The sequence below is a fragment of the Chromobacterium haemolyticum genome, assembly GCF_002081825.1.
Lineage (GTDB): Bacteria > Pseudomonadota > Gammaproteobacteria > Burkholderiales > Chromobacteriaceae > Chromobacterium > Chromobacterium fluminis.
The window spans coordinates 41,919-56,153 of record NZ_MUKU01000033.1 but is presented as its reverse complement, the minus strand read 5'-3'; the positions used below and the strand labels follow the sequence as shown (position 1 = coordinate 56,153).

15 protein-coding genes are annotated in these 14,235 nt (G+C 66.2%); all 15 read left to right on the top strand.

The genetic code is table 11. The features are described from left to right. Positions 1–369: 369 nt before the first annotated feature. The 15 genes from B0T39_RS19505 to B0T39_RS19435 all read left to right on the top strand — a co-directional run bounded on the left by B0T39_RS19505 (position 370) and on the right by B0T39_RS19435 (position 14,179). Positions 370–780 (top strand): biopolymer transporter ExbD, encoded by a 411-nt coding sequence (locus B0T39_RS19505; RefSeq protein ID WP_081549542.1) that lies wholly within the window; start codon positions 370–372, stop codon positions 778–780. Then, complete coding sequence (locus tag B0T39_RS19500) at positions 777–1,646, top strand: energy transducer TonB (protein WP_043592472.1); 870 nt, start codon at positions 777–779, stop codon at positions 1,644–1,646. The genes B0T39_RS19505 and B0T39_RS19500 overlap by 4 nt, the downstream gene beginning before the upstream one ends. A gap of 74 nt (positions 1,647–1,720) precedes the next feature. Continuing rightward, on the top strand, positions 1,721–3,010 hold the full coding sequence (gene tolB / locus B0T39_RS19495) for a Tol-Pal system beta propeller repeat protein TolB (RefSeq protein ID WP_081549540.1): 1,290 nt from the start codon (positions 1,721–1,723) through the stop codon (positions 3,008–3,010). Positions 3,011–3,024: 14 nt separating this feature from the next. Further along, positions 3,025–3,552, top strand: a complete 528-nt coding sequence (pal, locus tag B0T39_RS19490) for a peptidoglycan-associated lipoprotein Pal (protein WP_081549538.1) — start codon at positions 3,025–3,027, stop codon at positions 3,550–3,552. Between the two features lie 170 nt (positions 3,553–3,722). Further along, positions 3,723–4,466 (top strand): tol-pal system protein YbgF, encoded by a 744-nt coding sequence (gene ybgF, locus B0T39_RS19485; RefSeq protein WP_081549536.1) that lies wholly within the window; start codon positions 3,723–3,725, stop codon positions 4,464–4,466. 333 nt (positions 4,467–4,799) lie between these two features. Beyond that, positions 4,800–6,467, top strand: a complete 1,668-nt coding sequence (locus tag B0T39_RS19480) for a hypothetical protein (protein ID WP_141111314.1) — start codon at positions 4,800–4,802, stop codon at positions 6,465–6,467. A 27-nt stretch (positions 6,468–6,494) separates the two neighbouring features. Further along, the gene (locus tag B0T39_RS19475) at positions 6,495–7,973 is read left to right on the top strand and encodes a S8 family peptidase (protein ID WP_081549532.1); all 1,479 of its coding nucleotides are present in this window, start codon (positions 6,495–6,497) and stop codon (positions 7,971–7,973) included. A 131-nt stretch (positions 7,974–8,104) separates the two neighbouring features. After that, positions 8,105–8,926: a CPBP family intramembrane glutamic endopeptidase gene (locus B0T39_RS19470; RefSeq protein WP_141111313.1), complete on the top strand. Its 822-nt coding sequence runs from the start codon at positions 8,105–8,107 to the stop codon at positions 8,924–8,926. 102 nt (positions 8,927–9,028) lie between these two features. After that, complete coding sequence (gene purE / locus B0T39_RS19465; RefSeq protein ID WP_081549528.1) at positions 9,029–9,517, top strand: 5-(carboxyamino)imidazole ribonucleotide mutase; 489 nt, start codon at positions 9,029–9,031, stop codon at positions 9,515–9,517. Then, on the top strand, positions 9,517–10,647 hold the full coding sequence (locus tag B0T39_RS19460) for a 5-(carboxyamino)imidazole ribonucleotide synthase (RefSeq protein ID WP_081549526.1): 1,131 nt from the start codon (positions 9,517–9,519) through the stop codon (positions 10,645–10,647). Before purE ends, B0T39_RS19460 begins: the two co-directional genes overlap by 1 nt. A gap of 184 nt (positions 10,648–10,831) precedes the next feature. Then, positions 10,832–11,251, top strand: a complete 420-nt coding sequence (locus B0T39_RS19455) for a fosfomycin resistance glutathione transferase (protein ID WP_081549524.1) — start codon at positions 10,832–10,834, stop codon at positions 11,249–11,251. Further along, on the top strand, positions 11,248–11,934 hold the full coding sequence (locus B0T39_RS19450) for a DNA alkylation repair protein (protein ID WP_081549522.1): 687 nt from the start codon (positions 11,248–11,250) through the stop codon (positions 11,932–11,934). Before B0T39_RS19455 ends, B0T39_RS19450 begins: the two co-directional genes overlap by 4 nt. Continuing rightward, complete coding sequence (locus B0T39_RS19445) at positions 11,931–12,809, top strand: phosphoribosylaminoimidazolesuccinocarboxamide synthase (protein WP_081549520.1); 879 nt, start codon at positions 11,931–11,933, stop codon at positions 12,807–12,809. Before B0T39_RS19450 ends, B0T39_RS19445 begins: the two co-directional genes overlap by 4 nt. A 232-nt stretch (positions 12,810–13,041) precedes the next feature. Then, positions 13,042–13,587 (top strand): cysteine hydrolase family protein, encoded by a 546-nt coding sequence (locus tag B0T39_RS19440; RefSeq protein WP_081549518.1) that lies wholly within the window; start codon positions 13,042–13,044, stop codon positions 13,585–13,587. A gap of 10 nt (positions 13,588–13,597) precedes the next feature. After that, positions 13,598–14,179: a GNAT family N-acetyltransferase gene (locus B0T39_RS19435; protein WP_081549515.1), complete on the top strand. Its 582-nt coding sequence runs from the start codon at positions 13,598–13,600 to the stop codon at positions 14,177–14,179. Positions 14,180–14,235 lie beyond the last annotated feature (56 nt).

Genomic DNA, 14,235 nt, shown 5'->3' with positions numbered 1-14,235 from the left:
GTCTGATCTGTTCGAACTGTTCACGACTTACGTCGCTTGGATAATGGCTTCTTCGCATTCGGCAATTATCTCAGGACGAAAAGATCGTGAACAGGCTCTAAGAACCTGTTTACGATCTGCTGCGCGTCGTGGAGCGTTACACGGTGAGTACAAGCTCAAAATGCTCATGTACCACGTGTACATTCCGCTTTTTCGCTCGTTTCCGCCTTGTCTCGCCTTAGCTCGCGAGATCGTAAACACGCTCTAAGCGCCCCCAGGCCGGCGCGGCCATGAACTTTTCATGATCCGCCGCGGTCTGACCCGCTTACCCCGGACACCCGGCCGGAGCCCGGTGTATCATGACCGCTTGCCAACGCTAACAGACGCTCCATGCTCAATCGCCGTCCCCGCCGCCAGATGAACCAGATGAACGTCGTGCCTTACATCGACGTGATGCTGGTGCTGCTGGTCATCTTCATGGTGACCGCGCCAATGTTCACGCCCGGCGTGATCGAAGTGCCCAGCGTGTCCCAAGCCACCAGCATCGACATCCGTCCTCTGGAAGTGACCGTGGACGCCCAGGGCAAGATTCAACTGATAGACAACGACCGCAAGACCGACGTCGCCTCCGTCGCCGATCTTGCGGTGCAAATCCAGGCCTTGGGCGCGGCCGAGCGCCCGGTGGCCATCTCCGCCGACGCCAACCTCAAATACGCCGAAGTGGTGCAGATCGCTGACAAACTCCACCAGGCCGGCGTCAAGCGCGTGGCGCTGACAGTCAAGCAGCAGAAGCAGGGATGATGGCCGCAGTGTCCACCTCGCCGCGTCCTTGGTCGCTGATCGTTTCGGTGCTGCTGCACGTCGCCGTGGTCGGCCTGCTGCTGTGGGGCGGCTTCCATTCCCAAACCTTGCAGGAACAAGCGCCGGTGGCGCTGGAGCTATGGACCACCGCGCCTCCGCCCCCCGCGCCCAGCGCCGTGGCCGAACCCAAGCCCGCGCCGGTGGTGGAGCCGCCGCGTCCCGCCGTGGCGGAGCCGCCGGCCGACGTCAACCTGGGCCGCCACAAGAAACCGCCGGAGCCGCCCAAGCTCAAACCTGAACCCAAGCCCGAGCCTAAGCCGGAGCCCAAACCCGAGCCGGCGAAGAAGCCCGAACCCAAACAAGCGGACAAACCGGCCGAGAAAAAACCGGAGGCCAAAGCGCCGCCGGCGCCGGCCGCCAAGCCGCAGGCAAAACCCAAGCCGTCCAAGACCTACAATCCGGAGGCTGACGACCTGCTGGCCAGCCTGGACAGCCCCCGCACCCACGGCAAAGCCAATGCGCGCAGCGACCAGGCCGGTTCCCCCAACGGCGTGGCCGGCGGCGCGGCCAACGGCTCGTCAACGGCCAAGGCCGGCTGGATCAGCCGGGTCAAGGCCAAAGTCACTCCGCTGGTGCAGGTGCCGCCGGAACTGAGCGGCAACCCCAAGGTAGTGTTGCAGGTCAGCCTGCTGCCCTCGCTGGAAGTGAACCGGGTTCAACTGCTGCAAAGCAGCGGCAGCAAGGCCTACGACGACGCTGTGCAAAGGGCGATCTGGGAAGCGAAAACCTTTCCGGCGCTGCCGCCCGGCGCCAATTTCAACGACGGCTACCGGCAGTTCAAAATGGAATTCCGTCCCAGGTCATAAGACGGATCAAGCACAAGCCATGATGGAACGGCTGCGGCGTCGCCTCATGCCGATAGACTGATTCGAGGGAACTAATGTCCAGCTTTAAAACTCTGTTGAATATGCTGCTCGTCACGCTGGGTCTGATGGCCGCAGGCGGCGCGCAAGCGGAAATGACTATTGAGATCGTCGGCGGCGGGGCGAATCGCCACGCCATCGCCATCGCTCCGTTCAAGGACGAGGCCAACGCCCAGGGCGGCCTGGGTCCGGTGATCAAGAATGATCTGACGATTTCCGGCGTCTTCCGCATGGTGGACGCGGCCGGCGTGGCCAATGTGCCGTTTGAGCCTGCTGACATCCGCTACCCGCTGTGGCAAGCCGCCGGTGCGCAATCCGTCGCCATCGGCAAGGTGGAGGCGGCCGGCGGCGGCCAGTTGAAGATCAGTTTCCGGCTGATGGACGTCGCGCAGAAGAAACAGCTGACCGGCGGCGAATTCACCGTCACCCCGGACCGCACCCGCCAGGTGGCGCACGCGATCGCCGACATGATTTACGAGGCGATCACCGGCCAGAAAGGCTTCTTCAACACCCGCATCGTTTACGTGCTGAAGACCGGCGGCAGCTATCTCTTGCAAGTGGCGGACGTGGACGGCGGGCGCGCCCAGACCATTCTGCGCTCCAGGGAGCCCATCATCTCCCCGAGCTGGAGCCCGGACGGCGGACGCATCGCCTACGTGTCGTTTGAAAGCAAGAAGCCGGTGGTCTGGGTGCAGAACTTGGCCACCGGCCAGCGTTTTGCCGCCGCCAACTTCAAGGGCAGCAACTCCGCCCCGGCCTGGAGCCCGGACGGCAGCAAGCTGGCGGTGGTGCTGACCACCAGCGGCAATTCGCAGATTTACGTGATCAACGCCAACGGCGGCGGCTCGCGCCGGCTGATGTACAACGGAGGCATCGACACCGAGCCCGCGTGGAGCCCGGACGGCGGCAGCCTGTACTTTGTCTCCGACCGCGCCGGCGGCCCGCAGATCTACCGCGTGTCCGCCGACGGCGGCAACGCCCAGCGCGTCACCTGGGAAGGACGCTACAACGTGTCGCCCAAGGTGTCGCCGGACGGCAAGACCCTGAGTTACATCCGTCGCGAGGGAGGCAACTTCCGCGTGATGGCGCAAGACCTGGCCACCAACGACAGCCGAGTGCTGTCGGACGGCGGCTACAACGAACGCCCAAGCTTCGCCCCCAACGGCCGCATGGTGCTGTACGCCAGCGACGCCGGCGGCAAGAGCGTGTTGTACGCCGCCACCACGGATGGCAGCAGCAAAGTGAAATTGGCCGTTATCAACGGCGATGTACAGGACCCGGCTTGGGGCCCATTTAATCGTCCTTAATTGGAGCTATTGATATGAACTGGAAACAACTCGTCCTCGGCACCGCCACCGTAACCCTGCTGGCCGCCTGCGCCAGCACCAAACCGGCCGACACCACCACTGGCACCCAGCAGCCCACCGCGCCGCAGACCACCGCGCCGGTGGACACCGGCAGCGGCAACCAGAACCAGGTGTCCGTGGATCCGCTGAACGATCCCAACAGCCCGCTGGCCAAGCGCAGCGTCTACTTCGGCTTCGACTCCTCCTCCGTCGACGCCAACGGCAAACCGGTAGTGGAAACCCACTCCGCCTACCTGAAGCAGAACGCTGACAAAAAAGTCATCATCCAGGGCAACACCGACGCCCGCGGCAGCCGCGAATACAACCTGGCCCTGGGCCAGCGCCGCGCCGAGAGCGTGAAGAAGGCGATGGAAGTGCTGGGCGCCAAGGAAAGCCAGCTGGAAGCGGTCAGCTTCGGCAAGGAAAAACCGCGCGCCACCGGCAACACCGAGTCGGACTTCGCCGAGAACCGTCGCGCCGACATCGTGTACCAAGGCCACTAAAAGCACTGGGTCTGTTTACGACGCCGGCCCTCCGGGCCGGCATTACAGCCGGACATCGGGCGGATGCGCTTTCGCGCGCTTGCCGTTAAGATATCCGGCTGTATTCATTGCCACCCAACTCACTAGCGTCGTCCCCTCCGGGCCGGACGGCGGGACATCCCGGGACAACCATGAAACGGCTCACCCTTTGCAGCGCGCTGCTGCTGGTCCTCACCGGCTGCGCCACCACCGGCGATCTGGAAGAAACCCGCCGCCAGCTGGACCAAGTCAACCGCCAGGCCTCTACGCGGCTCAATGAAGTGGAAAGCAAGCTTTCCAATGAAAAGCTGCTGGAGATGGTCAGCCAACTGGAAACGATGAAGGCAGAAGTGGCCAAGCTGCGCGGCGACGTGGAAGTGCTGAACTACAATCTGCAAACCACCCAAAAGCGTCAGAACGATCTGTACAACGACCTGGACGGCCGGCTGGGCCATCTGGAGAACAGCGGCGCCAAACCGGTGCCCGCTACGCACGGCGACGCCTCGGGCTCCGCGGACGGCGGCGCGGCCACCAGCCCGGATTACGACAAGGCGCTGAACTTGCTGCGCGCTCGCGACTTCGCCAAAGCCGCCGACGCGCTGCGCGGCTTCATCGAACAAAACCCGCAGGCGCCGCAAGTGGCTGAAGCCACTTACTGGCTGGGCGTGTCCCACACCGCCTTGCGCCAATACGACGCCGCCATCGACATCCACCGCCGCTTCGTCGAGCAATTTCCGGACAATCACTTCGCGCCGGAGGCCCTGCGCAATATCGGCAACTGCCAGCGCGATCTGGGCCAGATGGATCAGGCCAAAACCACTTACAAACGCCTGATCAAACTGTATCCCAAGACCGATTCCGCCCAGAAAGCGCGCCAGCAACTGGCAAAAATGTAACACCCCGGCCGGCTCCCTTCCGGCCCTCATGCCCCATTTTGACGCCAGCCCGCCGCGGCTGGCTTTGTCTTACGCGCCATTTTCTCCCCCGGCAAATACCTGATTTTTCAACAAAAAATTAAAACACAAATAATTATAACCGCTGGTTATCGGCACGCTGCACCAAAATAGCGCATTGCTCCGTCTTTTCCATCTGCTTCTCCTCCCGCTCCCTCTTGCCTTGTCCATGCGTTTTCTCTACCAAACATGCTTACCGCATGACAATATATTCATTCTGGGTTTAAACCCAGGATAAAAACACAAACGACAAGATATACAAAGGAGTTACCCGTGATGAGAACCACACAAGCAAGCGGAACCCAATGGTTCCGGCTTGGCGCTATCGCCGTGGGCGTAGCGCTGATCGGCGGCCTGTCCGGCTGCGAAGACGACGGCAGCGGCAGCCAGCCCGGCGACGGCTCCAGCCATCATGGCGGCAGCGGCCGCCTGGCGGTGGACATCTTCGGCAACCGCGGCGGCGTGCTGACCGCGGTGCCCAGCGGCCTGTGCCTGGGCCAGCCGCGCGTGCAGTGGAGCAATGGCGCCCGCGGCTTCAGCGCCGAAGACAGCGCGCCGGACCAGCCGCTGACCGCCACCGTCAGCTGCGCGCTGACCAGCGCCAGCCAGACCCTGGTGCCGCAGAACGTGTTCAGCGCGCCGTCGGTGTTCGCCGTGCTGAAGGCGGACCGCACGCTGGCGGTCTGGGGCAGCAGCCGCCTGGGCGGCGACACCTCCGCCCTGCCCGCCCAACCCAAAGACGTAGTGGCGGTGGCCGGCAATGAACGCGCGATGGCCGCGCTGCAGGCCGACGGCACCGTCGTCGGCTGGGGCCGCGCCGGCTCCGGCGCCAGCTTCGCCGGCCCGGTGGGCATAGGCAGCGCCGACTCCACTTCGCCGGTGGCGCCGCTGGGCAAAATCACCAAACTGTGGCCCACCAAGCGCGGCTTCGTCGCCCTCAACGGCGACGGCAGCGCCACCAGCTGGGGCAATATCGAAACCACCTTCGACGGCAACGGCGGCTCCAAATCCATCTCCTCCTACTTCGACGCCGCCCGACTGGCCTCGCTGAAGGACGTCGCCAGCGTCAGCCACAACCTGGGCGCGGTGGCGCTGCTGAAGAAGGACGGCAGCGTGCTCGCCTTCGGCGACCCCAACTCCGGCGGCGACGCCTCGCCGCTGGCCGCCAAACTCAACAACGTGGCCAGCATCGCCGCCACGGACTACAACTTCGCCGCGCTGAAAAAAGACGGCAGCGTGGTGGTGTGGGGCCTGAACTGGGACGGCCAGACCAGCGACTACTACGACGGCAGCGAGCCCATGCCCGCCGGCGTCAGCGCCGTGCAGACCAACCTCAACGTCTTCGCCGCGCTGAAGCAGGACGGCAGCGTCGCCACCATAGGCAGCGCCTACTTCGACCGCGGCGCCGACACCGGCCCGGTGGCCGGCAACCTGGCGGGCGTGGCCAAACTCTACGCCAGCAAGACCGCCTTCGCCGCCTTGCGCAAGGACGGCAGCGTGGTCACCTGGGGCGACAGCGCCCGCAACGACGCCAGCGGCGTGCAACACCAGCTCAACCGCGTGCGCGCCATCACCTCCACCGAACTGGCCTTCGCCGCGCTGCGTCAGGACGGCAGCGTTGTGACCTGGGGCGACGAACTGCGCGGCGGCGACAGCAGCGCCGTGCGGCACCGCCTGCGCGATGTGGTGGCCGTGTTCGCCAACGACTACGCCTTCGCCGCCTTGAAGGCCGACGGCAGCGTGGTCACCTGGGGCGCGCCCACCCACGGCGGCGACAGCTCCGCCATCCGCTCGCGCCTGGTCAATATCCGCGCCATTTACAGCACCCCGCTCGGCGGCTTCCTCGCCGTGGCCAAGGACGGCAAGTTCGTCGCCTGGGGCAGCCCGTCCGCCGGCGGCAACGCCCCGGCCGGCCTCGCCGCCATCCCCTACGTCAAGAACTAAGTCCCCGACGCACTGGAGCAACAGAATATGAACCGCAAAACCTCGCTGTCCCTGCTGACCGCCGCGCTGCTGGCCGGCGCCGGCGCTGAAATCGCGATGGCCGCGCCCTCCGCCGCCGGCATCACCGGCATCATCGTCAAATACCACAGCGTCTCCCAGCTGCAACTGACCCAGGCTCGCATCGCTAACGGCGGCCGCGCGCCGTCCAGCCGCCCGGCGGATTTCGCCTCCCGCACCCAACGCGTGCAGCAACTGAGCGGCAGCCCGCTGCAGTTCCATCACCAGATGGGCACCGGCGCCTACGTCTATCAAAGCAGCAAGGCGATGAGCGTGGCCGAAGCCCAAACCCTGGCGCGCAAAATCCAGCAAGACCCGGCGGTGGAATACGCCGAGCCGGACTTCGTCATGAGCCCCAACTACCTGCCCAGCAGCCCGCTGTACGCCGGCAAGCAATGGGATATGCAGGCCAGCGCCGGCGAACCGGGCGCGATGAACCTGCCCGCCGCCTGGGACCTGTCCCTGGGCGCCGGCGTCACCGTGGCGGTGCTGGACACCGGCTACCGTCCGCACGCGGACCTCAAGCCCAATCTGCTGGAGCCCGGCTACAACTTCATCTCCGACGCCAAGCGCGCGCGCCTGCCGGCGGTGGCGCAAACCAACGCCGACGGCAGCCCGCTCTTGGACAGCAACGGCCAGCCGGTGCAAAGCGCGCGCACCAACAACGGCCTGGATCAGGGCGATTACAGCGACGGCAGCCTGTGCCGCGCCGGCAACAGCAGCTGGCACGGCACTCACGTGGCCGGCACCATCGCCGCGGCCGCCGGCGACGGCAACGGCCTGACCGGCGTAGCGCCCAAGGCCAAGTTGCTGCCGCTGCGCGTGCTGGGCCAGTGCGGCGGCGCCAGCTCGGACATCGCCGACGCCATGCTGTGGGCGGTGGGCGCCACCGTGCCCGGCGCGCCGATCAACGCCAATGTGGCGCGGGTGCTGAGCATGTCCCTGGGCGGCGCTCAGCCTTGCAGCCGCACCTATCGCGACGCCATCCAGCAGGTCAACGCCCGCAACGGCGTGGTGGTGGTGGCCGCCGGCAACGCGATGAAGAACGTGCGCAACACCAACCCGGCCAGCTGCCCCGACGTGATCACCGTGGCCTCCAACGGCAAATCCGGCGGCATCGCCTCCTACTCCAACTACGGCGCGATCACCACCGTCACCGCGCCCGGCGGCGACCTCAACAGCGGCGACCCCGGCATCTATTCCACGTTGAACAGCGGTACTACCGTGCCGGGAGCGGACAGCTACGCCGCCTTCCAGGGCACCTCCATGGCCACGCCCCACGTGGCCGGCCTGGTGGCGCTGATGCTGTCCTCCAACCCCAGCCTCAACTGGAAAGCGGTGCGCAACATCCTGATCAAGACCGCGCGCCAACCGGCGGCGGATTGCGAAGGTTGCTCCGCCGGCATCACCGACGCCGCCGCCGCGGTGCGCGCGGCCAAACTCAACTAAACATCGCCTCTCCCCGCACACGGGAGCGCTCTACCATCGCGGGTCCGGTTCCGGCCTGACCCGCGGCGGTCTTTTTGTCGCCGCCCCGCTTCAGTATCATTGGCTTTCCGCCCATCCTCCGCGAGCCCGCCATGCCCCTGCCCGATACCCTCACCCTGGCCGCCTTCGCCCTGCTGGCTTTGGCCCTGCTGGCGGAAAGCCTGCGTCTGCGCTGGCCGTCGCGTCTGGCCGCGCTCAGCAGCGCCGGCGTCGCCGTCGCCTGCGGCCTGGTGCAGCCCTTGGGCGCGGCGGCCCTCATCGCCGCCCTCGCCGTCAGCCTGGCCGCGAGCCGCTACCGGCGGCCGGAGTTGTGGCTGGTCTGGATCGCGCTGCTGTTGGCGCTGGCGCTGCACGCGCTGCCCGGCTTCGACAACCCCTTGCTGTGGCAAGGCCTGAGCACGCCGAACAGCGCGCCCTATCGGCTGTATTGGAGCTACGACAAAGGCGCCGCCGGCTGGCTGCTGCTGATGGTGCTGTCCGCCAGTCCGCAGGTGGAACGGCGCTGGGGACCGGCCGCCGCCGGCGTCGGCGCGCTGTTGTTGCTGGTCGTGCTGGGCCTGGCCAGCGTGGCCGGCGTCATCGCCTGGGCGCCGAAATGGCCGCACTGGCTGCTGCCCTGGCTGTTCGCCAACTTCTTCCTGGTCTCGCTGGCCGAGGAAGCCTTCTTCCGCACCGGCCTGCAACGCTGGCTGGAGCTGCGCACCGAACCCTTTGCCGCCTTGATGGCCGCCTCCGTGGCCTTTGGCCTGGTCCACATCGCCGGCGGCTGGGTCTGGGTCGGCCTCGCCACCCTCGCCGGCCTGGGTTACGGCCTGGTCTACGCCGCCACCCGCCAGGTCTTGTGGGCGGTGCTGGCTCACGTCGCTTTCAACACTGTGCACCTGATTCTGTTCACTTATCCGCGGCTGATGTGATATGCCCTAAGTACCTTGATGTCAAAATAAAAAACCATAACGGCAGCAGGCCCCAATCGGGTAAAATCACGCCTTTAGCCTCAACCAGCGAGCTTCTCCGCCATGATTGAAGTCGGCATCGTGATGGGTAGCAACAGCGATTGGGAAGTCATGCAGAACGCCGCCCGCGTGCTCAAGGACTTCGGCATCGCCTGTGAAACCCGCGTCGTCTCCGCCCACCGTACTCCCGACCTGCTGTTCCAATACGCAGAAACCGCTGCCGAGCGCGGCCTGAAGGCCATCATCGCCGGAGCCGGCGGCGCCGCCCACCTGCCGGGCATGCTGGCCGCCAAGACCCATCTGCCGGTGCTGGGCGTGCCGGTGCCGTCCAAATACCTGCGCGGCGAGGATTCGCTGCTCTCCATCGTGCAAATGCCTAAGGGCATCCCGGTGGCCACCTTCGCCATCGGCGAAGCCGGCGCCGCCAACGCCGCGCTGTTCGCCGTGGCCATGCTGGCCGCCACCCGCCCGGAACTGGCGGAACAACTGATCGCCTTCCGCCGCAAGCAAGAAGAAACCGTGCTGGCGATGACCCTGCCGGAGATCGAATAATGGCCGCCATCCTACCCCCGGCGATGCTGGGCATCCTGGGCGGCGGCCAGTTGGGCCGCATGTTCGCCGTGGCCGCCAAGACCATGGGCTACCGCGTCACCGTGCTGGACCCGGACGAAGCCGCGCCGGCGGCGGACTTCGCCGACCGCCACCTGTGCGCGCCGTTCAACGACCCCGCCGCGCTGGAAGACCTGGCCAAGAGTTGCGCCGCCGTCACCACTGAATTCGAGAACGTCAACGCCGACGCCATGCGCCTGCTGGCCAAGACCACCCGCGTGTCCCCGTCCGGCGACTGCGTCGCCATCGCCCAAGACCGCATCGTGGAAAAAGCCTGGATCGCCAAGGCCGGCCTGCCCACCGCGCCCTATCTGGCCATCCAGAGCGTGGAGGACATCCAGGTTGAACTCGCGCCCTACCTGCCCGGCATCCTGAAAACCGCCCGCCTGGGCTATGACGGCAAGGGCCAGGTGCGGGTCGGCACCGCGGAAGAAGCGCGCGCCGCCTACGCTAATCTGGGCGGTCAAGCCTGCGTGCTGGAAAAGATGCTGGACCTGCAGTTGGAAGTGTCCGCCATCGTCACCCGGGTCAGCGCCACCCAGTGCGCGGTGTTCCCGGTGGCCGAGAACATCCACGCCGGCGGCATTCTGGACGAATCCATCGTGCCCGCGCGCATCAAGCCTGCGCTGGCGGCCGAAGCCCAAAGCATGGCGCTCAAGCTGGCCGAGGCGCTGGACTATGTTGGCGTGCTGGCGGTGGAATTCTTCGTGCTGGACGACGACAGCCTGGTGGTCAACGAGATCGCGCCGCGGCCGCACAACTCCGGCCACTACACGCTCACCGCCTGCCTGACCGACCAGTTCCAGCAACAGGTGCGCGCGATGTGCGGCCTGCTGCCGGGCCGCACCGACCTGCTCAGCCCGGTGGTGATGGTCAACCTGCTGGGCGATGTGTGGAAGGACAACGGCGGCCAGCCCAACTGGGACGTGCTGGCGGAAGCGCCCAACGCCCAACTACATCTGTACGGCAAGAAAAGCGCGCGCCCCGGCCGCAAGATGGGCCACTTCAATGTGATGGCGGCCACGGCCGACGAAGCCTTGGACCAGGCCCGGGCCTTGAAGGACACCTTGTAAGCGCATGGCGAAGCCTAAGAGCCCGTTCAATGTCTGCTGCGCGTCGGCGATACTGCGTTGAAAACGACTTCAGAATGCTCATGTACCACATGTACATTCCGCTTCTTCAGCCGTTTTCGCCTTGTCTCGCTCTAGCTCGCTAAACTTTGAACAGGTTCTTACAGAACTTCGCCATTTTTCCGCCATGACACTGAACGGACTGAATCACCTGACCCTGGCGGTGCGAGATCTGGAGCGCGCCTGGGATTTCTACGCCGGCATCCTGGGCTGCCAGCCCCACGCGCGCTGGGACAGCGGCGGCTATCTGAGCCTGGACGGCCTGTGGCTGTGCCTGTCCTTGGACCCCGACGCCGTGCCGCCCGCCGGCTACACCCATTACGCCTTCGGCGTCGACGCCGCCGACTTCCCGGCCTGGCGCGAACGCCTGGCCGCCGCCGGCGTCCGCCAATGGCGGGACAACCGCAGCGAGGGCGACTCGCTCTACTTCCTGGACCCGGACGGCCATCAACTGGAACTGCATGTCGGCACGCTGGCCTCGCGGCTGGCCGCCTGCCGCGCCCGGCCTTACGCCGGCATGCGCTTTTTCGACGAGGCCCCGGCGTGAACGCCGACATCGCCGCGCTGCGCGCTGAACTCAGCGCCGCCGCCGTCCCGGAGCAGGCCGCGCCGATGCGCGCCTATATGCGCGAGCGGTTCGACTTTCTCGGCGTGCCCACGCCGGCGCGCCGAAAAGTATCCACGCCCTGGATCCGCGCGCTCAAGAGCCGCTCCGCGGAATACTGCCTGGACCTGGCCGAGCAACTGTGGCGGCAACCGGAACGCGAATTCCAATACGCGGCGGTGGACCTGCTGACCGCGCGCGCCGAGGAACTGCCGGCCGCCAGCCTGCCGCGGCTGCTGGCCCTCGCCGCCGCCAAGCCCTGGTGGGACTGCGTGGACGGCTTGGCCGCCTGGGTGGTCGGCGCGCTCACGCGCCAGCACCGGGATTTGCAGCGCGACATGGACGCCCTCAGCGGCGATGCCGACTTCTGGCTGCGCCGCGTCGCCATCCTGCACCAGCTGCGCTGGAAAGCCGACACCGACGCCGAACGCCTGTTCCGCTACTGCGCCGCGAATGCCGGCGACGCCGAATTCTTCATCCGCAAGGCCATAGGTTGGGCCTTGCGCGAATACGCTTACACCGACGCCAACGCCGTGCGCGCCTTTGTAGCGGCCACGCCGCTATCCGGGCTCAGCCGGCGCGAAGCCTTGAAACACATTGCCCGTTCCACCGAGGACTTCCAATGACCGGACTCAACACCACCCAACTGACCAGCTTGAAGAAAATCTACTCCGGCAAGGTCCGCGACCTGTACGAGATCGACGACCAGCGCATGCTGATGATCGCCACCGACCGGCTGTCCGCCTTCGACGTGATCCTGGACGACCCCATTCCCGGCAAGGGCCAGATTCTCACCGCCATCTCCAACTTCTGGTTCGACAAGCTCAAAGACCTGGTGCCCTGCCACCTGACCGGCGACGCGCCGGAAGACGTAGTCTCCGCCGCCGACCTGCCGCAAGTGGCCGGCCGCGCGGTGGTGGCCAAGCGCCTGAAGCCGGTGCCGATCGAAGCCGTGGTGCGCGGCTACCTGGCCGGCTCCGGCTGGAAGGAGTACCGCCAAAGCGGCACCGTCTGCGGCCTGGCGCTGCCAGCCGGCCTGCGCGAGGCGGACAAGCTGCCCGAACCCATCTTCACCCCGTCCACCAAGGCGGCGGTGGGCGATCACGACGAAAACATCAGCTACCAGCGCTGCGAGGAAATCGTCGGCGCCGAGCTGGCCGCCCAGGTGCGCGACACCGCCATCAAGCTCTACCGCGCCGCCGCCGAATTCGCCGCCAGCCGCGGCATCATCATCTGCGACACCAAGTTCGAGTTCGGCCTGGACGAAAACGGCGTGCTGACGCTGATGGATGAAGCGCTGACCCCGGACTCCAGCCGCTTCTGGCCGGCGGACAGCTACGCGCCGGGCGGCAACCCGCCGTCCTTCGACAAGCAGTTCGTCCGCGACTGGCTGGAAGCCTCCGGCTGGGACAAGCAGGCGCCGGCGCCGGCGGTGCCGCTGGAAGTGCGCGAGAAGACCGCGGCCAAGTATAGAGAAGCACTGGACAGGCTGACCGCCTGAGAACCTGCTTACGATCTGCTGCGCTTCAGCGATACCGCGTTAAAAATGAGCTCAAAATGCTCATGTACCACTCGTACATTCCGCTTTTTCGCTCGTTTTCGCCTTGTCTCGCCTTAGCTCGCGAGATCGTAAACAGATTCCAAGTTCCCACCCAAGCCCCGCCCTAGCGGGGCTTGCTTTTTGCCGCGTTTCATATGACATTGGCGACTCAATCCCGCGACAGGAAACCCCGATGAAAACCGCCCTGCTGATCATCGACGTGCAAAGCGGCATGTTCGACCACGAACCGCGCGCCGACCAGGCCGACGCCGTCATCGCCCGCCTCAATCAACTGGCCACCGCCGCGCGCGCGGCCGGAACGCCGGTGGTCTGGGTTCAGCATGAACGCGCCAGCGCGCCGTTGACCCACGGCTCGGCAGAATGGCGGCTGGCCCGCGGCCTGGACGCGCAGCCGGACGACCACTACCTGCGCAAGACCACGCCGGATTCCTTCCTGCGCACCGGCCTGCATGAGCAGCTGCAACAATGGGGCGTCGGCCAATTGGTCATCGCAGGCTACGCCAGCGAATTCTGCATCGACACCACCACCCGCAGCGCGGCGGCCCACGGCTACGCCATCATCCTGGTCAGCGACGCACACACCACCCACGACAAGGACCACGCCAGCGCCGCCCAGATCCGCGCCCATGAAAACGCCACTCTGCCCAAGCTGGGCAGCTTCGGCGTGCCCATCCTGCTGCGCGCGGCGGCTGAGATCGCCTTTCCCGCCAGCGCCTGACCCGCCCCGCATGCCCATCGCCCAGCCCACCCTCAGCACGCCGCGCTTGCTGCTGTTGCCGGCGCAGCCCGCGCTGGCGCGCGCGATGCTGGACTTCCACGTCCACAACCGCCTGCACTTCGAACCCTGGGACCCCAAGCCCGGCGACATGTTTTACACCGAGCTGTACTGGACCATGCAGCTGCGCCAGCGCGCCCGCGACTGGGAAGAAGGCCGTGGCGGCCGCTTCCTGCTGGCACTGCACGCCGAGCCGGAACGGGTGATAGGCAGCGTCGGCCTCAGCAATGTCAGCCGCGGCGCCTTCCAGTCCTGTCATCTGGGCTATGGGCTGGACCAGCACTGCCAGGGCCAGGGCCTGATGCGCGAAGCGCTGGAAGCGGTGATACGCTGCGCCTTCGACACCCTCAAGCTGCACCGGGTCCAGGCCAACTACCAGCCGCACAATCTGCGCAGCGCCGGCCTGCTCAAGCGGCTGGGTTTCGAGATCGAAGGCCACGCCAAGAACTACCTCTATCTGAACGGCGCCTGGCGCGACCACGTGCTGAGCTCGCGGCTCAATCCGGACTTCGACCCGGAACACATGCTGGCCTGAGCGCCTGTCCACCATCTGCTGCGCATCAGTAGACACACGGTGCGACGAGTACCGAT

Excerpts from the sequence above, each read along its gene's own strand:
- B0T39_RS19455 (WP_081549524.1), top strand. The coding sequence starts at position 10,832 with ATGACACTGAACGGACTGAATCACCTGACCCTGGCGGTGCGAGATCTG.
- B0T39_RS19500 (WP_043592472.1), top strand. The coding sequence starts at position 777 with ATGATGGCCGCAGTGTCCACCTCGCCGCGTCCTTGGTCGCTGATCGTT.
- B0T39_RS19475 (WP_081549532.1), top strand. The coding sequence starts at position 6,495 with ATGAACCGCAAAACCTCGCTGTCCCTGCTGACCGCCGCGCTGCTGGCC.
- B0T39_RS19480 (WP_141111314.1), top strand. The coding sequence starts at position 4,800 with ATGAGAACCACACAAGCAAGCGGAACCCAATGGTTCCGGCTTGGCGCT.
- purE (WP_081549528.1), top strand. The coding sequence starts at position 9,029 with ATGATTGAAGTCGGCATCGTGATGGGTAGCAACAGCGATTGGGAAGTC.
- ybgF (WP_081549536.1), top strand. The coding sequence starts at position 3,723 with ATGAAACGGCTCACCCTTTGCAGCGCGCTGCTGCTGGTCCTCACCGGC.
- B0T39_RS19440 (WP_081549518.1), top strand. The coding sequence starts at position 13,042 with ATGAAAACCGCCCTGCTGATCATCGACGTGCAAAGCGGCATGTTCGAC.
- pal (WP_081549538.1), top strand. The coding sequence starts at position 3,025 with ATGAACTGGAAACAACTCGTCCTCGGCACCGCCACCGTAACCCTGCTG.
- B0T39_RS19460 (WP_081549526.1), top strand. The coding sequence starts at position 9,517 with ATGGCCGCCATCCTACCCCCGGCGATGCTGGGCATCCTGGGCGGCGGC.
- B0T39_RS19445 (WP_081549520.1), top strand. The coding sequence starts at position 11,931 with ATGACCGGACTCAACACCACCCAACTGACCAGCTTGAAGAAAATCTAC.
- B0T39_RS19470 (WP_141111313.1), top strand. The coding sequence starts at position 8,105 with ATGCCCCTGCCCGATACCCTCACCCTGGCCGCCTTCGCCCTGCTGGCT.
- B0T39_RS19505 (WP_081549542.1), top strand. The coding sequence starts at position 370 with ATGCTCAATCGCCGTCCCCGCCGCCAGATGAACCAGATGAACGTCGTG.
- tolB (WP_081549540.1), top strand. The coding sequence starts at position 1,721 with ATGTCCAGCTTTAAAACTCTGTTGAATATGCTGCTCGTCACGCTGGGT.
- B0T39_RS19435 (WP_081549515.1), top strand. The coding sequence starts at position 13,598 with ATGCCCATCGCCCAGCCCACCCTCAGCACGCCGCGCTTGCTGCTGTTG.